15 protein-coding genes are annotated in these 15,967 nt (G+C 73.4%); 4 read left to right on the forward strand and 11 right to left on the reverse strand.

All coding sequences use genetic code 11. The annotated features are described in order from the left end of the window. Nucleotides 1-129 precede the first annotated feature (129 nt). The 5 genes from H8R17_RS17920 to H8R17_RS17940 are packed head-to-tail and all read right to left on the reverse strand — an operon-like array spanning nucleotide 130 to nucleotide 5,645. Complete coding sequence (locus H8R17_RS17920) at nucleotides 130-927, reverse strand: type III pantothenate kinase (protein ID WP_187824208.1); 798 nt, start codon at nucleotides 925-927, stop codon at nucleotides 130-132. Between the two features lie 17 nt (nucleotides 928-944). Continuing rightward, nucleotides 945-1,931 carry a carboxylating nicotinate-nucleotide diphosphorylase gene (gene nadC / locus H8R17_RS17925; protein ID WP_187824209.1) on the reverse strand — a complete coding sequence of 329 codons (987 nt, stop codon included), beginning with the start codon at nucleotides 1,929-1,931 and terminating at the stop codon, nucleotides 945-947. A gap of 5 nt (nucleotides 1,932-1,936) precedes the next feature. Then, nucleotides 1,937-3,694, reverse strand: a complete 1,758-nt coding sequence (locus H8R17_RS17930; protein WP_187824273.1) for an L-aspartate oxidase — start codon at nucleotides 3,692-3,694, stop codon at nucleotides 1,937-1,939. A gap of 11 nt (nucleotides 3,695-3,705) precedes the next feature. Further along, a complete protein-coding gene (panC, locus tag H8R17_RS17935; RefSeq protein WP_187824210.1) occupies nucleotides 3,706-4,716 on the reverse strand; it encodes a pantoate--beta-alanine ligase in 1,011 nt (336 codons plus the stop codon). Beyond that, nucleotides 4,713-5,645, reverse strand: a complete 933-nt coding sequence (locus H8R17_RS17940) for a Rossmann-like and DUF2520 domain-containing protein (RefSeq protein WP_187824211.1) — start codon at nucleotides 5,643-5,645, stop codon at nucleotides 4,713-4,715. The genes panC and H8R17_RS17940 overlap by 4 nt, the downstream gene beginning before the upstream one ends. Nucleotides 5,646-5,864: 219 nt before the next feature. Here H8R17_RS17940 and H8R17_RS17945 point away from each other — a divergent pair, with 219 nt between their 5' ends. After that, a complete protein-coding gene (locus H8R17_RS17945) occupies nucleotides 5,865-7,061 on the forward strand; it encodes a low specificity L-threonine aldolase (RefSeq protein ID WP_187824212.1) in 1,197 nt (398 codons plus the stop codon). Nucleotides 7,062-7,420: 359 nt separating this feature from the next. Here the strand turns inward: H8R17_RS17945 and H8R17_RS17950 are convergent, their stop codons facing one another. The 3 genes from H8R17_RS17950 to H8R17_RS17960 all read right to left on the reverse strand — a co-directional run bounded on the left by H8R17_RS17950 (nucleotide 7,421) and on the right by H8R17_RS17960 (nucleotide 10,055). Then, nucleotides 7,421-8,053, reverse strand: coding sequence for an AAA family ATPase (locus tag H8R17_RS17950; RefSeq protein WP_187824213.1), 633 nt, complete (start codon nucleotides 8,051-8,053; stop codon nucleotides 7,421-7,423). Nucleotides 8,054-8,099: 46 nt separating this feature from the next. Then, the gene (locus tag H8R17_RS17955; RefSeq protein ID WP_187824214.1) at nucleotides 8,100-8,771 is read right to left on the reverse strand and encodes a response regulator transcription factor; all 672 of its coding nucleotides are present in this window, start codon (nucleotides 8,769-8,771) and stop codon (nucleotides 8,100-8,102) included. An 81-nt stretch (nucleotides 8,772-8,852) separates the two neighbouring features. Further along, nucleotides 8,853-10,055: a sensor histidine kinase gene (locus H8R17_RS17960; protein ID WP_187824215.1), complete on the reverse strand. Its 1,203-nt coding sequence runs from the start codon at nucleotides 10,053-10,055 to the stop codon at nucleotides 8,853-8,855. A gap of 172 nt (nucleotides 10,056-10,227) precedes the next feature. Here H8R17_RS17960 and H8R17_RS17965 point away from each other — a divergent pair, with 172 nt between their 5' ends. Continuing rightward, a complete protein-coding gene (locus tag H8R17_RS17965; RefSeq protein ID WP_223125176.1) occupies nucleotides 10,228-11,322 on the forward strand; it encodes an SAM-dependent methyltransferase in 1,095 nt (364 codons plus the stop codon). Here the strand turns inward: H8R17_RS17965 and H8R17_RS17970 are convergent. Further along, nucleotides 11,287-12,438: an NADH-quinone oxidoreductase subunit D gene (locus H8R17_RS17970; RefSeq protein ID WP_187824216.1), complete on the reverse strand. Its 1,152-nt coding sequence runs from the start codon at nucleotides 12,436-12,438 to the stop codon at nucleotides 11,287-11,289. The two genes, H8R17_RS17965 and H8R17_RS17970, sit on opposite strands and share 36 nt — an antisense overlap. A gap of 31 nt (nucleotides 12,439-12,469) precedes the next feature. On the opposite strand from H8R17_RS17970, the gene H8R17_RS17975 reads away from it, so the two are divergent. Then, a complete protein-coding gene (locus H8R17_RS17975; protein ID WP_187824217.1) occupies nucleotides 12,470-12,976 on the forward strand; it encodes a PH domain-containing protein in 507 nt (168 codons plus the stop codon). Next, on the forward strand, nucleotides 12,973-14,307 hold the full coding sequence (locus tag H8R17_RS17980; RefSeq protein WP_187824218.1) for a PH domain-containing protein: 1,335 nt from the start codon (nucleotides 12,973-12,975) through the stop codon (nucleotides 14,305-14,307). Before H8R17_RS17975 ends, H8R17_RS17980 begins: the two co-directional genes overlap by 4 nt. A gap of 156 nt (nucleotides 14,308-14,463) precedes the next feature. Here the strand turns inward: H8R17_RS17980 and H8R17_RS46890 are convergent, their stop codons facing one another. Beyond that, complete coding sequence (locus tag H8R17_RS46890; RefSeq protein ID WP_262505322.1) at nucleotides 14,464-14,598, reverse strand: hypothetical protein; 135 nt, start codon at nucleotides 14,596-14,598, stop codon at nucleotides 14,464-14,466. Nucleotides 14,599-14,672: 74 nt separating this feature from the next. Then, the gene (locus H8R17_RS17985; protein ID WP_187824219.1) at nucleotides 14,673-15,896 is read right to left on the reverse strand and encodes a hypothetical protein; all 1,224 of its coding nucleotides are present in this window, start codon (nucleotides 15,894-15,896) and stop codon (nucleotides 14,673-14,675) included. Nucleotides 15,897-15,967: the final 71 nt, after the last annotated feature.

The raw sequence follows: 15,967 nt of genomic DNA on the forward strand, positions 1-15,967 counted from the left end.
GTGTCTTAAGGGCCTGGGAGGTACCCCCAGGGCGGCACGGGTGGGCGCAGCGGCACCCCGCAGCGCCGGGCCGCGCGACCCACCCCCGGCCCGCACCAACGCCGGGCAGGCCGCAAACGTCGGCCCCTGCTACATACGGGCGACGTTGCGTTCGTAGACCAGGCGTAGGCCGATCAGGGTGAGCCAGGGCTCGTGTTCGTCGATGACCGAGGATTCGCCGAGGACCAGGGGGGCCAGGCCGCCGGTCGCGATGACCGTGACCTCGTCGGGGTCGTCGGCCAGTTCGCGGGCCATGCGGTTGACCACGCCGTCGACCTGGCCGGCGAAGCCGTAGATGATGCCCGCCTGCATCGCCTCGACCGTGTTCTTGCCGATCACGCTCCGCGGCCGGGCCACCTCGATCTTGCGGAGCTGGGCGCCCCTGACGCCGAGCGCTTCCACGGAGATCTCGATGCCGGGCGCGATGACCCCGCCGACGTACTCCCCGCGCGCGCTGACCGCGTCGAACGTCGTCGCCGTACCGAAGTCGACGACGATCGCCGGACCGCCGTAGAGGTCGACCGCGGCCACCGCGTTGATGATGCGGTCCGCGCCCACCTCCTTGGGGTTGTCCGTGAGAATCGGTACGCCCGTCTTGACGCCCGGTTCCACCAGGACCGCGGGGACGTCGCCGTAGTAGCGGCGCGTCACCTCGCGCAGTTCGTGCAGCACCGAGGGGACGGTCGCGCAGATCGCGATGCCGTCGATGCCGTCGCCCAGCTCGTCGCCGAGCAGGGGGTGCATGCCCATCAGGCCCTGCAACAGCACGGCCAGTTCGTCGGCCGTACGGCGCGCGTCCGTGGAGATGCGCCAGTGTTCGACGATGTCGTCGCCGTCGAACAGGCCGAGGACGGTGTGCGTGTTGCCTACGTCGATCGTCAGCAGCATGGCCGGTACCCGCTCCCCTACTCCGCCGGTCGCAGGTCGAGGCCGATGTCCAGGATCGGCGAGGAGTGGGTGAGTGCCCCGACGGCGAGGTAGTCGACGCCCGTGTCGGCGTACGCCTTGGCGTTGTCGAGGGTGAGGCGGCCGGAGGCTTCCAACGCGGCGCGGCCGTCCACGATCGCCACCGCCTCCTCGCACTCGATCGGCGTGAAGTTGTCGACGAGGATCAGGTCGGCGCCGGCGTCCACGACCTCCCGGAGCTGGTGCAGGGTGTCGACCTCGACCTCGATCGGCACGTCGGGGAAGCGTTCGCGAACCGCCCGGAAGGCCTGCGCGACACCGCCCGCGGCGACCACGTGGTTGTCCTTGACCAGGGCCGCGTCCGAGAGGGACATGCGGTGGTTGACGCCGCCGCCGCAGCGCACCGCGAACTTTTCGAGGGAGCGCAGGCCGGGGGTTGTCTTGCGGGTGTCCCGGACCTTGGCCTTGGTGCCTTCCAGAACGTCCGCCCACGCGCGCGTGGCCGTGGCGATGCCCGACAGGCGGCACAGGAGATTGAGCGCGCTGCGCTCGGCGGTCAGGAGGTCGCGGGTGCGGGTGGTGATCGAGAGAAGCTTGTGGCCTGCCTCTACCCGGTCGCCGTCCGCCACGTGCCGCTCGACGGCGAGTTCGTCCGTGCAGACCACGGAGAGGACCGCTTCGGCGATCCTGAGGCCCGCCACGACGCCCGCCTCGCGCGCGGTGAAGTCGGCGGTGGCGACGGCGTCCTCGGGGATGGTCGCGACGGTCGTCACGTCCACGCCGTGGTCGAGGTCCTCCTGGATGGCGACGTTGGCGATGTCCTCGACCTCGACGGGGTCGAGGCCGGCGTCGGCCAGGAGCTGGGCGAGGGCGGGGTCGAGGCCGCACTCCGCGTACTCGGCGTAGCCCTCTTCGGCGTCCGCACCGCAGGCACAGCCGTCGCCGCAGCCGCCGGTGGAGGCGAGGGGAAGGTCGGGGGTCGTCACGTGTGTCACTGCTCCTGCTGTGGCTGCCGGACAGGGGGGAAGTCTGTGGTGTCGGTGGTGTGCACGGCCAGTGTGCGACCGGGGTTCAGGCGTACGACGATGTGGCGGCGCCACGCCGTGTCGTCGCGCCCGGCGCGGTCCTCACGCCAGTGGCAGCCGCGGGTCTCCTCGCGCAGCTCGGCCGCCGCGACGAGGACGCGTGCCACGCACAGGAGGTTGGTGGCCTCCCAGGTGTCGACGCCGGGCTCGGCCGTCTTGCCGTTCTCGTCGAGGGCGTCACGGGCGTCGGCGTGCAGTTGCTGGAGCCGGGCGGCGGCCTTGGCGAGGGACTCGGCGGAGCGCAGGACCCCGGCTCCCTCCGTCATGATCCGCTGGATCGTGAAGCGGGCCTCGGGCGCGAGAAGGGGGTGCTCCGGGGCCTCCGGGTACGGGAGCGGTTCGGGTACGCGCGCGTGGAGGCCGTTTTCCGTCTGGGCCGCCGCGATGTCGGCGGCGATGCGCTCGGCGTAGACCAGGCCCTCCAGGAGGGAGTTGGAGGCCAGGCGGTTGGCGCCGTGGACGCCGGTGCAGGCGACCTCGCCGCAGGCGTACAGGCCGGGGACGGTCGTACGGCCGTGGGAGTCGGTGCGGACGCCGCCGGAGGCGTAGTGCGCGGCCGGGGCGATCGGGATGGGCTCGGTGACCGGGTCGATGCCGTGGGCGCGGCAGGCGGCGAGGATCGTCGGGAAGCGGTGCTCCCACATGGCGGCGCCGAAGTGCCGGGCGTCGAGGTACATGTGCTCGGCGTCCTGCTCCTGCATGCGGCGCATGATGCCCTTGGCGACGATGTCCCGGGGGGCGAGTTCGGCCAGTTCGTGCCGGCCCCGCATGAAGCGCACGCCGTCGGCGTCCACCAGGTGGGCGCCCTCGCCGCGTACCGCCTCGGAGACCAGTGGCTGCTGGCCCTCGGCGTCCGGGCCGAGGAAGAGCACGGTGGGGTGGAACTGCACGAATTCGAGGTCGCTGACCTCGGCACCCGCGCGCAGGGCCAGGGCCACGCCGTCGCCCGTGGAGACGGACGGGTTGGTCGTGGCGGAAAAGACCTGGCCCATGCCCCCGGTGGCCAGGACCACGGCGGGTGCGTGGACGGCCCCTACGCCGTCGTGCTGGCCCTCGCCCATGACGTGCAGGGTGACGCCGGCGGTGCGGCCGTCGGCGTCCGTGAGGAGGTCCAGGACGAGCGCGTTCTCGACCGTACGGACGCCACGCGCGCGTACCGCCTCGACGAGCGCGCGGGAGATCTCCGCGCCGGTGGCGTCGCCGCCGGCGTGCGCGATGCGGCGGCGGTGGTGGCCGCCCTCGCGGGTGAGGGCCAGCTCCCCCGCGGAGGACTCGTCGAACTGCGCGCCCGTCTCGATCAGCCGCCGCACGGCGTCGGGGCCCTCGGTGACGAGGATGCGGACCGCCTGCTCGTCGCACAGGCCCGCGCCCGCCACCAGGGTGTCGGCGAGGTGCTGCTCGGGTGTGTCGCCCTCGCCGAGGGCCGCGGCGATGCCGCCCTGCGCCCAGCGGGTGGAGCCGTCGTCGAGGCGGGCCTTGGTGACGACCACGGTGTTCAGGCCGACGGCCTCGCAGCGCAGCGCCGCGGTCAGGCCGGCCACGCCGGAGCCGACGACCACGACGTCCGCCGGGACGGACCACCCTGGGGCGGGCGCGTGCAGTCGAGGGAGGCGAGCGCGAAGCGCTCTCGGCTGAGGGTGGTGGTGGGCGACGGGCGGGCGTATGCCTGTGCTGGTCACGAGGCGGCTCCGAAGACGAGGGGCAGATTGTCGATCAGCCGGGTGCTGCCGACCCCGGCGGCGACGGCGAGGACCGCCTCGCCGGTGAAGTCGTCCCCGATCTCGGTGAAGTCGTCGGGGTCCACGAGGGCGAGGTAGTCCAGCTTCAGCGGCGGGTCCATGCGGGCGGCCTCGTCGAGGACCAGCCGGGCGGCGGCCCGCACGGCCGCCGGGCCGCCCGGCAGGGCCTGGGCGACGGCGTGCGCGTCGGCGGCCGCGCGGGACTCGCCGAGGGCGCTGAGGGCCTCGGCACGCGCGTGCGTGGCGGGCACTTCGCGGGCCCGCGCGCGCAGCGCCTCCTGGGCGGCGTGCCGGTCGCGGCCGGCGAACAGGGCCTGTGACAGGGCGAGGGCCGTGCGCCGCTCCGCGGGCGAGAGGTAGCGGTTGCGGCTGGACAGGGCCAGGCCGTCCTCCTCGCGCACGGTGGGTACGGCGACGATGTCGACGCCGAAGTTCAGGTCCCGCACCATGCGACGGATCAGGGACAGCTGCTGGGCGTCCTTCTGGCCGAAGAACGCCACGTCGGGGCGGGTGAGGTGGAGCAGCTTGGCGACGACGGTGAGCATGCCGTCGAAGTGCCCGGGCCGCGAGGCGCCCTCCAGGCGCTCCCCCATGGCCCCGGCGCGCAGGGTGACCTCGGGCCGGCCGCCGGGGTACATGTCGTCGACGGACGGCGCGAACACGACGTCGGCGCCGGACTGCTCGGCGGTCTTCAGGTCGGCCTCGAGCGTGCGCGGATAGCGGTCGAGGTCCTCGCCGGCGCCGAACTGGAGCGGGTTGACGAAGACGGTGACGATCACGAAGCCCCTGCGCCCGACGTGCTCGCGGGCGGTCCTGACCAGCGTGGCGTGCCCCTCGTGCAGGGCGCCCATCGTCATCACCACGGCGGTGCGGCCCGGCACCGCGAAGTGCTCCCGGACGTAGTCCAGGTCCTCGCGCGTGGGGACGAGTTCGAAGTCGCGGCTCATTGGTCTCCCCGGCTCTCGGGTCGCGCCGCCCGGTCGGCGAGCACCCCCAGCAGGTCTTCGGCAAGTTCCGGCTTCAGCAGCCCGTGGGCGAGCGCCCGGTCGGCGGTCGCGCGCGCCATCGCCAGGTAGCCGGCGACGGCCTGCGGGGCGTGTTTGCGCAGCTCCGTGACGTGCGCGGCGACCGTGCCGGCGTCCCCGCGCGCGACCGGGCCGGTCAGGGCCGCGTCACCGGAGCGCAGGGCGTTGTCCAGGGCCGCGCCGAGCAGCGGGCCGAGCATCCGGTCGGGGGCCTCGACGCCGGCCGAGCGCAGCAGCTCCATGGACTGGGCGACCAGCGTCACCAGGTGGTTGGCGCCCAGGGCGAGCGCCGCGTGGTAGAGCGGCCGCATCTCCTCGGCGATCCACTCCGGCTCGCCGCCCATCTCGATGACCAGCGCCTGGGCGGCCAGCCGCAGCTCCTCGGGCGCGGTGACGCCGAAGGAACACCCGGCCAGCCGCTGCACGTCCACGGGTGTGCCGGTGAAGGTCATCGCCGGGTGCAGGGCCATCGGCAGCGCGCCGGCCCGCAGCGCGGGGTCCAGCACGCGCGCGCCGTACCGGCCGGAGGTGTGCACGAGCAGCTGCCCCGGCCGTACGGCGCCGGTGTCGGCGAGTCCCGTGACCAGGTCGGGCAGGGCGTCGTCGGGGACGGTCAGCAGCACCAGCTCGGCGTGGTCGAGAACCTCGGCGGGCGGGACGACGGGCACGTCCGGGAGCATCTCGGCGGCGCGCCGCCGGGAGGTGTCGGAGACCCCGGAGACGGCCACCGGGCGGTGCCCGGCGAGCTGGAGGGAGGCCGCGAGCGCGGGACCCACGCGTCCGGCGCCGACGACGCCGACGGTGAGCCGCGCGGGGCGGTCCTTGGGGTCTGGCTGTGGGGTTGTGTTCACTCGACGGCGGCCTTCCCGTTCCAGTCCGCTCCGGGTACCGGACGATTTCTCGTCATGTTAACGCGATCGGTTCGAGAGGCGTTCGGTTGTCCACAGGCCTGTGGGTTGACGCACGCCCGTACGGCAGTCCGTACGGATCCACGGGTGCCCGCGCGCGGGAGACCGTACGGAAAAAAATGCGCGTGCCCGCGCGCAGCGGCGCGCGGGATGATCCGGGGCATGAGCGATACGGCGGAGCAGGGCGGACCGCAGGCGCAGTCCGCGCCGGAGGAAGAGCGGCGCAGGCAGCTGAGGGAGCGGCGCATCAACGCCGCCCGCAGCGCACGGCGGGCACTCGCGCGCCTCGGTTTCCTGGGCACGCTCCGGGAGCGCCTGGCGCTGCTCGACACGGCGGAGAGCGTCTACGACCTGGACAAGCGCGCGGACCTGTACGGCGACGGTGTCGTCGAGGCCCTGGAGAACAAGGTCGCCGGGCTGCTCGGGACCGAGGCCGCCGCCTTCTTCCCCACGGGCACGATGGCCCAGCAGGTCGCCCTGCGCTGCTGGGCGGGCCGCACCGGCAGCCCGGTCGTCGCCCTGCACGGCCTCAGCCACCCCGAGGTCCACGAGCGGCAGGCGTTCAGCCGGGTCAGCGGCCTGCGCCCGGTGCGGGTGACGAGCGAGCCGCGGCTGCCCACCGCCGCCGAGGTGCGCGACTTCGAGGAGCCCTTCGGGGCGCTGATGCTGGAGCTGCCCCTCAGGGACGCCGGTTTCGTGCTGCCCACCTGGGAGGAGCTCACCGAGGTCGTGGAGGCGGCGCGGGAGCGCGACGCGGTGGTGCACTTCGACGGGGCGCGCCTGTGGGAGTGCACGGCGCACTTCGGCCGGTCCCTGGACGAGATCGCGGCCCTGGCGGACAGCGTCTACGTTTCGCTCTACAAATCTCTCGACGGGCTCGGAGGCGCAGCCCTGGCCGGCTCACAGACGCTCGTGAGCGAGGCGAAAGTCTGGCGCCACAGGTACGGCGGCCAGGCATTCCAGCAGTTTCCGACAGCCCTGTCCGCGCTGATCGGCCTCGACAGAGAGCTGCCTCGGCTGCCTGAGTATGTGGCCCATGCGCGCATGGTCGCCGCGGCGCTGCGGGAGGGGTTCGCCGCGGCCGGAGTGCCCTGGTCGCGCGTCCATCCCGAGGTGCCGCACACCCACGACTTCCAGGTCTGGCTGCCATACGACGCCGACGTCGTCGCCGAGGCGGCGGTCCGCACGGCTGAGGAGACGAAGACCGTCCTGTTCGCGGGCGGCTGGGACCAGAGCGGGCCGGGCTTGTCCGTCACGGAGGTGTACGTGCGGGCGGCCGGCCTGGAGTGGACTGCCGACGACGTCATGGAGGCGGTCGCGGAATTTGCTGCCCGGCTGACCGAGGAGGCCAGCCGGTAGGCAACCGGCGGCGGTCCACCCGGCGGGCAACCTGCGGCGGTCAGCCGATGGGCAGCCACCGGCCCAGGGTCCGCCGTATCCGCCCGCGCGCGGGGCGCCCGGCGAGGACCGCCCGGAACTGCCGGCGGTCGCGCCACTCGCGCACGACCTGCCCGTCGTGGGCGCCGGGCGCGGGCGGGGCCGGCTCGCCGAGCCGCTGGGCGCGGTAGGTGTCGAGTGGTGGCCCGGCCGGGCAGCGACTTTGTGGAGGGGATTCTGCGCTGAGCCGCCCGCCGGGGCTCGGTCGGACCGCATGTGCGGACTCCGAGCCGCGCCGACTCAGTCGAACGGGATGTGCCGGATCCGGACCCACGCCGGGCTCAGTCGAACCGGATGTGCCGGATCCCGACCCGCGCCTGCCGCAGCCGGGTGCGCAGCCGGCCCTCGGTGTTGGACCTCAGCCGCAGCCCGGCCAGGGTGGCGATGCGGTCCGCCGTCTTCGGCACGGTCGTGTGGTCCGTCCACAGGTGCTCGGCGAACTCCGGCTCGCGCAGCCGCTCCAGACAGTGGTCCAGCTGCTGTACGGCCCAGCTCTCCCGGCGCAGCCCGGCGTTCTTCCCGGCGACGTACTGCAGGAGGTGGCCCAGGCCGCGCTCGTTCAGCCGCTTCAGAACGGTGGCGCGCTCGGCGAGGAGTGTGAAGTGCCGTACGTCGTGGCCGAGTTCGCGCAGGCGGCCGACGGTCTCGGCGAAGTAGCCGGGGTCGGTGACGGTCATGGGGGCGATCACCACGCCGTCGTGCTTGGTGAGGGCCAGGTCGAGGACCTCGACCACGCCCTGCCGCCAGGCGCCCAGGTCCTGGAAGTCCCCCCGCAGGTCGGGCGGCAGCATGCGGCGCAGTCCGAAGCCCGCGTGTTCGGGGTCGCAGATGACGCTGCGCGGCAGCCGTCGCTGTATCTCGTGTGCGGTCTGTGTCTTGCCGCCCCCGAAAGGGCCGTTGATCCACAGGAGCATGCGCGCACCCTAGTGGGCGGCGGTCACGCGCGGGTCACCGTGTCCACTAACCGTGCCCGCCCGCCCGCACCAGACCGGTCTCGTACGCCAGGACGACCACCTGGACGCGGTCCCTGAGGCCCAGCTTGGTCAGGATGCGGCCCACGTGCGTCTTGACGGTCGCCTCGGACAGCACGAGCCGGGCCGCGATCTCGCCGTTCGACAGGCCCTGCGCGACCAGCACCATGACCTCCCGCTCGCGCTCGGTGAGCCGCTCCAGCTCCTTGTGCTCGGGCCGCTTGCCGCCGCTGGGCAGCATCGGCGCGAAGCGGTCCAGAAGGCGGCGGGTGGTGGACGGCGCGACCACGGCGTCGCCGCTGTGCACGGAACGGATGGCGGCCAGCAGCTCGCCGGGCGGGACGTCCTTGAGCATGAATCCGGAGGCGCCCGCCTTCAGCCCGGAGAAGGCGTACTCGTCAAGGTCGAAGGTGGTCAGGATCAGCACCTTCGGCGGATCCGGCTGGGCGCAGATGCGGCGGGTGGCCTCCACGCCGTCCAGCTTCGGCATACGCACGTCCATCAGAACCACGTCGACGCCGGTCGAGTCGAGCGCCTGGAGGGCCTCGACGCCGTCGCCCGCCTCCGCCACGACCTCCATGTCCGGCTGGGCGGCGAGCACCATCCGGAACCCGGTGCGCAGCAGCACCTGGTCGTCGACGAGCATTACGCGGATCGTCATCAGGGGCCTCTTCCGTAGTCCGCAGTCCGCCGATGCCGTCGGCGGGTCGTTACAGGTGTCAACAGGGGACGTGCGTCGGTGTCAGTGCGCTGGTTTGAGCGGCAGCAGGGCACTGATGCGGAATCCTCCGCCAGGGCGCGGGCCGGCGTCCAGCGTGCCGCCGACCATGCCGACCCGCTCGCGCATGCCGATCAGGCCGTGGCCCTGGCCGTCGAGGCCGCCCTCCTCGTACAGCTCGTGCGGGGCGCCCTTGCCGTCGTCCTCGACGAGCAGGCCGAGGCCGTCGTCGAAGTAGACCAGCCGGACGCTCGCGCCCGCGTTCGGCCCGCCGTGCTTGCGCGTGTTGGTGAGCGCCTCCTGCACGATGCGGTACGCGGTCAGCTCCACTCCGCTGGGCAGCGGGCGCGGGGTGCCCTCGACCTTGAAGTCGACGGGCAGCCCGGAGCCGCGGCACTGCCCGACCAGGTCCTCGATCTGCTGCACGTCGGGCTGTGGGACGTACTCCCCGGACTCCTGGTGCTCGCCGGTGCGCAGCACGCCGAGCAGGCGGCGCATCTCGGCGAGGGCCTGGCGGCCGGTGGAGGAGATGGTCTCCAGGGCCTTCTTCGCCTGGTCGGGCGCGGCGTCGAGGACGTAGGCGGCGCCGTCGGCCTGTACCACCATCACCGACACGTTGTGCGCGACGACGTCGTGCAACTCACGGGCGATCCGGGCGCGTTCCGCGGCGACCGCGACCTTGGACTGCGCCTCGCGCTCCTTCTCCAGGCGGGCGGCGCGCTCCTCCAGCTGCGCGAAGTAGGCGCGGCGGGTGCGGATCGAGTCGCCGAGCACCCAGGCGAGGGCGAACGGAACCGTCTGGAAGACCATGAGCGCGATGTTGCCCCCGGTGCCCGTGACCTCGTTGGGCCAGCGCAGCTGTGCCATGGGGGCCGCGCACAGGCCGACGCCCAGGGCGAGCCGCGACGCCCAGCGGGCGCCGGTCGCGGCGACCGTGTAGACGATCACCAGCATGGCGAAGTCGGCGGGCATCGTCTCGACGTCGAGCGCGAGCTGCGCCGCGCCGACACCGATGGCCAGCAGCAGCATCTTCTCCGGCATGCGCCGGCGCAGCGCGATGACCAGGCACAGCAGGAGCAGGATGGGCACGAGCGCCGCCGTGGCCTCCTCGCCCTGCACCACGTGCTGGGAGGCCGCCGTCACCACCGCGATCCCGAGCAGGACGATCGCCCAGGCGGTGTCGACGCCGGTGGGGTGTCTGCGGAGGAAGTCGTAGAGGCGCTGCACGTAACCCAGCGTAGGGAAGCGAGATGCGTGCAGGAGTCAACCGGAGGACCGATCCGCGCCCCGCGCGCCTACTCCCCAAGGTGGAGTCCCCGTGGCCCTGTGCGCTTGGGCGGGTCATGCCGCGCACAGGGCTAGCCTGGCCCGGTGAGGCCAGTGGGGACAGTGAGAGATATTGAGGCCAGTGGGGACAGTGGGAGAACCGGACGAGTGGCGCGGGTGGCGGGCTGCCGCGCAGGACGCGCTGTACCGGCCGGGCGGCTTCTACCGCAGGTCCGAGGGCCCGGCCGGGCACTTCCGTACGTCCGTGCACGCGTCGCCGCTGTTCGCCCGGGCCGTGGCGGAGCTGCTGTGCCGCCTCGACGCCGCGCTGGGCCGGCCCGCCGAGCTGGCCTTCGTCGACATGGGGGCCGGGCGGGGTGAGCTGGTCACCGGCGTGCTCGCCGCGCTGCCCGCCGGCGTGGCCGCCCGCGCGCGCGGGTACGCCGTCGAGGTCGCCGGCCGCCCCGCCGGGCTCGATCACCGGATCGAGTGGCTGGCCGAGCCGCCCGAGGGCGTCACGGGGCTGTTGTTCGCCAACGAGTGGCTGGACAACGTACCCGTGGAGGTCGCAGAGGTGGATGCCGCCGGCGTGCCGCGGCGGGTGCTGGTCCGGCGGGACGGGACCGAACGGCTCGGGGAGCCGGTGTCCGGGGAGCAGGCGCGGTGGCTGGCGCGCTGGTGGCCGCTGCCGGCCGAGGAGGGGCTGCGCGCGGAGATCGGGCTGCCCCGCGCCGCGGCGTGGGCGTCGGCCGTGGCAGCGCTGGAGCGGGGGCTCGCCGTCGCCGTGGACTACGCGCACACGGCGGACGCACGGCCGCCGTTCGGGACGCTCACCGGGTTCCGGGAGGGGCGCGAGACGGCGCCCGTGCCGGACGGGTCGTGCGACATCACCGCGCATGTCGCGCTGGACGCGTGCGCGCTGCCCGGCGGGAGCGTGCTGCGCCAGGCGGACGCGCTGCGCGCCCTGGGCATCACCGGCGCACGCCCTCCGCTCACGCTCGCCTCCACGGATCCCACGGCGTACGTCCGCGCCCTCGCGCGCGCCGGAGAAGCCGCGGAGCTCACCGCGGCGGACGGACTCGGCGACTTCGGCTGGCTGGTGCAGCCGGTCGGCGTCCCGGAGGCCGGCGACCTGTTCGCCGGGGTCCCGGAGGCAGGCGACCAGTCTGCCGGTCGTCCGGCGGCGGGCGGCCTATTTGTCGATGTCCCCCACGACGAAGAACAGTGACCCCAGGATCGCCACCATGTCCGCGACCAGCGTGCCCGGCAGCAGCTCGGTCAGTGCCTGGATGTTGTTGTACGACGCCGACCGCAGCTTCAGCCGGTACGGCGTCTTCTCGCCCTTGCTGACGAGGTAGTAGCCGTTGATGCCGAGCGGGTTCTCGGTCCACGCGTACGTGTGCCCCTCGGGCGCCTTCAGCACCTTGGGGAGCCGCTGGTTGATCGGGCCGGGCGGCAGCTCGGTGAGCCGGTCGAGGCAGGCGTCGGCGAGGTCCAGGGAGTTGTGCGTCTGCTCCAGGAGGCACTCGAAGCGGGCCAGGCAGTCGCCCTCCTTCCGGGTGACCACCTTCAGGACGTCGCCGAGGTCGCCGTACCCGAGATACGGCTCGTCGCGCCGCAGGTCGAAGTCGACGCCCGAGCCGCGCGCGATCGGCCCGCTGACGCCGTACGCGTGCACGGTCTCCGGCGCGAGCACCCCCACCCCGCGCGTGCGCCCCCGGAAGATCTCGTTGCCGAGCACCAGGTCGTCGAGCCGGTCCATGCGCGAGCGGACCTCGGCGACGGCCGCACGCGCGCGCGTGGTCCACCCGGCCGGAAGGTCCTCCTTCAGACCTCCGACGCGGTTGAACATGTAGTGCATGCGCCCGCCGGAGACCTCCTCCATCACGTGCTGGAGCTTCTCCCGCTCCGTGAAGGCGTAGAAGATCGGCGTGATACCGCCCAGCTCCAGGGGATACGACCCGAGGAACATCAGGTGGTTGAGCACCCGGTTCAGCTCCGCGAGCAGGGTCCGCGTCCACACCGCGCGCGTGGGAACCTCCATGCCGAGCATGCGCTCCACAGCGAGGACCACGCCCAGCTCGTTCGAGAACGCCGACAGCCAGTCGTGGCGGTTGGCGAGCATGATGATCTGGCGGTAGTCGCGCGCCTCGAACAGCTTCTCCGCGCCCCGGTGCATATAGCCGATCACCGGCTCCGCGCGCGTGATGCGCTCGCCGTCCAGGACGAGCCGCAGCCGCAGCACGCCGTGCGTCGACGGGTGCTGCGGTCCGATGTTGAGCACCATGTCGGTGCTCTCCGCCGCGCCGCCGATCCCGACCATGGTCTCCGTCGTAGGAGTCATGAACACAGTCTCCCCTACGTACGCTGGCCTCATGGAGACGGGGAGCCAGCACGAGACGACCGAGGCAGTGGGCGACGAGCCGGTGTGGACGGGACTGCCGCCGGGACTGCTGCGGATGCGGCGACTGCTGCTGGTGGTGTGGCTGGGACTGCTGGCACTGGCCGCCGGACTGCTGCCGGGGCTGCTGGCCGGGCCCGGCTGGGCCGCGTTCGCGCTGCTGCCGCTGGCGCTGACCGGGTGGGGCTGGGTGATGGTCGGCCGCAACTGGCGCTCCTGGCGGTACGCCGAGCGCGCCGACGACCTGCTGATCAGCCGGGGTGTGCTGTGGCGGCAGGAGACCGTGGTGCCGTACGGGCGGATGCAGCTGGTCGAGGTCACCTCCGGGCCGGTCGAACGGCACTTCGGGCTGGCGAGCGTGCAGCTGCACACGGCGGCCGCGGCCACCGACGCGACCATCCCCGGCCTCGACCCGGTCGAGGCGGAACGGCTGCGCGACCGGCTCACCGAGCTGGGCGAGGCACGATCGGCGGGGCTGTGACGGCGCCGGGCGCCGGCGGCGACGTACGCGCGCGGGAGCCGGTGACTGAGCTGCGGCTGCATCCCGTGACGCCGCTGCGGCGGGCGTGGGCGCCGGTCGCCGTGCTCGTGGGGTGGGCGGTGCACGACCCCGACGGTACGCAGCGCCAGCTGACCCGGCTGACCACCGGCACGCTGCTGATCGCCCTCGCCGTGCTGCTGCCGGCCGCCGCGCTCTACGGCTTCGGCTCCTGGTGGTTCACGCACTTCGCGGTGACCGAGAGCGAGTTGCGCATACGGACGGGCCTGGTGTTCCGGCGCACCGCGCACATCCGGCTCGAACGCATCCAGGCCATCGACGTCACCCAGCCGCTGCTCGCGCGGGTGGCGGGGGTGGCGAAGCTCAAACTCGACGTCATAGGGACCGACAAGAAGGACGAGCTGGCCTTCCTGGGTGCGGACGAGGCGCGGACGCTGCGGGCCGAACTGCTCGCGCGGGCGGCGGGGTTCGCGCCCGAGACCGCGCACGAGGTGGGTGAGGCGCCGGCCCGGGAGCTGCTGCGGGTGCCGCCGAGGGTGCTCGCGGTGGCGCTGCTGCTGACCGGGGCGACCTGGGGGTGGCTGGTGGTCGCGGTGCTCGCGGTGCCGGGGGTGTGGCTGCTCACCCACAGCCCGTGGACGCTGCTCGCGGCCGGACTGCCGATGCTCGGGGCGGCGGGGGCGAGCAGTGTGGGGCGGTTCGTCACCGAGTACGACTGGACGGTGGGCGAGTCGCCGGACGGGCTGCGGATCGATCACGGGCTGCTGGACCGGGCGCACGAGACGGTGCCGCCGGGGCGGGTGCAGACCGTGCGCGTTGTCGAGCCGTTGCTGTGGCGGCGGCGGGGGTGGGTGCGGGTGGAGCTGGATGTGGCGGGGTCGGCCAACTCCATGCTGCTGCCGGTCGCTCCGCGGGATGTCGCGGAGTCGGTCATCGCGCGTGTGCTGCCGGGGGTTTCGGTGCCGGCGAGGGAATCGGTGTCGGGGGCGCCGGCGCGGGCGAAGTGGTGTGTGCCGGTGTGGTGGCGGGGGTACGGGCTGGCCGTGACCGATGCGGTGTTCGCTGCGCGGCATGGGCTGTTGCGGCGGAGTCTGGCGTTGGTGCCGCATGCCAAGGTGCAGAGTGTGCGGTTGGTTCAGGGGCCTTGGCAGCGGGTGTGGGGAGTTGCCGATGTGCATGTCGATACCGGGGCGAACAAGACGGTGACCGCGCGGTTGCGGGGGGTTGGGGAGGCGCGGGAGTTGTTGGCCGCGCAGGCGGAGCGGTCGCGGACGGGGCGGAAGGCGGCGCGGCCGGACCGGTGGATGGTGTGAGCGGGGGCTTGGTGGTGGCCGTTGGGTGGGTGCTGGGGGCTGCGCCCCCAGACCCCCGCGTTCGGGTCAGTTGGAGCGTCGTACGGTCTGTCGGGCCAGGTGGCGCAGGCGCGTGCGGTGAGGGGAGTCGGGGAGGCCACGCAGGCGGTCCTGGGCTCACTGGGCGTACGTCTCCGCCATCGCGCTGGCCCGGGCGAGGGCGCCGGTTTCGTCGAGGAGGTGCTGGAGTTCGGGGAAGGCCGACTCGGGGTCGGGGTCGCGCCGCAACAGGAGGACCCCTCTCGGGGACACGGCCAAGTCGGGTGATTGCCGTGAAGATGATCGCAGTGGAGATGGACCGACCCGGCACCGAGAGGTGCCGTCCGTCAGGAAACCGCGCTGCGCAAGCCCTGTACGTCGATCTGTTCCGTCTCGTCGTGGGCCGTCAGGTCGATGACCTGGCCCACGGAGCGGGACTCCTCGTCGGCCGGCTTGAACTGGGACTCGGTCTCGGCCTTGTGCAGGGCGAGGGCCTCCTGGCCGACGACGTCGGCGAGGTCCTCGTTCTGGACGGATTCGAGGGCGGCCTGCGAGGCGCCCTTGTGCGTGCCGAAGAAGTCGAACCCGCCCTCGGCCGCGGGACGCCGCACGGGCATCGTCGGCGGTACGACGGCCACCGCCCTGGGCACGGTGAAGTGCCCGGACGCCTGCGCGGACTGGGCGGACGGGTCAGGCTGCGCGGTCTGCGCGGACGCGCCCGGCGTCGGTGCGGCGGCCGCGTGCTCGTGCCCGTCGGCCGCCCCGGGCTGCCCCTGCGCTTCGTCCTCCTGCGCGGGCGCGGCCGCCGTATCACCGGCGTCGGCCGACGCCAAGGCGCCCGTCCTCACCGGCGCGACCTGCGCGGCCTTGTCGTCGTCCTTCGCCGCGGGCTCGCCCGTTCCCTTGCCCGGGCCGTCACCGTCGCCACCGGTACCCTTGCCGTCGGCCGGTCCGCCGTCGAACCTGGCCAGCGCCGCCCTGGCGCGCAGGAACAGCTGGGAGCCCTCCGGGGAGAACACCGCGGGAATCGCCGGCCTTTCCTCGGCCGCGGCCTCCCGCGCGGGCGTCTCCGCCGACGGACCCGCCGTCAGCTCGCGCCCCGAGGACGCCGGAGCCGCGGCCTCTGTCTCCAGCAGGCGCCGGCCCTCCAGGGCGCTGGCCCGCTGCGTCTCGGCCGTGGCGTACCGGCGCAGCAGGGCCGCGTGCTCGTTGCGTAGCGCCGTCAGCTCCGCGCGCTTGGCCCGCAGCCGGTGCTCCAGCTTGACGCGCAGCTCGCGCGACTCCTCCAGGTCGGTCTCCAGTTCGGCGACCCGCTCCTCGTACCGCCACTCGTCGCTCACCCGCGCGCGCGTGAGGTCGGCGACCTGCTTGCCCGCCTGGATGTCCCAGCGGCGCATGACGACCGCGCCGACGACCGCCGTCACCGCGGCGGCCGCGGCCAGACCACGGAGCACCGATTGTTCACTGAACGCCCAGGGGCCTAGCGCGCAGACGGTGGAGACGCCTGCGATCGCGGACGGGGGCAGCAGCCGGTGCAAGGGCGGTGAATGGCGGTGACGTCCACGTGGCATGGCCAGAAACTTACCGCGCGTAGGTGAATCGTGGTGCCCCGCCCCGCAAAAACACCTCCATTACGATGAGT

Source organism: Streptomyces sp. TRM68367 (assembly GCF_014495685.1).
Classification (GTDB): Bacteria; Actinomycetota; Actinomycetes; order Streptomycetales; family Streptomycetaceae; genus Streptomyces.

What these genes read in the sequence shown, in the direction of transcription:
- H8R17_RS17920 (WP_187824208.1), bottom strand. Translation starts at nt 927, where the DNA reads ATGCTGCTGACGATCGACGTAGGCAACACGCACACCGTCCTCGGCCTG.
- panC (WP_187824210.1), bottom strand. Translation starts at nt 4,716, where the DNA reads ATGAGCCGCGACTTCGAACTCGTCCCCACGCGCGAGGACCTGGACTAC.
- H8R17_RS17945 (WP_187824212.1), top strand. Translation starts at nt 5,865, where the DNA reads ATGAGCGATACGGCGGAGCAGGGCGGACCGCAGGCGCAGTCCGCGCCG.
- H8R17_RS17950 (WP_187824213.1), bottom strand. Translation starts at nt 8,053, where the DNA reads ATGCTCCTGTGGATCAACGGCCCTTTCGGGGGCGGCAAGACACAGACC.
- H8R17_RS17955 (WP_187824214.1), bottom strand. Translation starts at nt 8,771, where the DNA reads ATGACGATCCGCGTAATGCTCGTCGACGACCAGGTGCTGCTGCGCACC.
- H8R17_RS17970 (WP_187824216.1), bottom strand. Translation starts at nt 12,438, where the DNA reads ATGACTCCTACGACGGAGACCATGGTCGGGATCGGCGGCGCGGCGGAG.
- H8R17_RS17975 (WP_187824217.1), top strand. Translation starts at nt 12,470, where the DNA reads ATGGAGACGGGGAGCCAGCACGAGACGACCGAGGCAGTGGGCGACGAG.
- H8R17_RS17985 (WP_187824219.1), bottom strand. Translation starts at nt 15,896, where the DNA reads ATGCCACGTGGACGTCACCGCCATTCACCGCCCTTGCACCGGCTGCTG.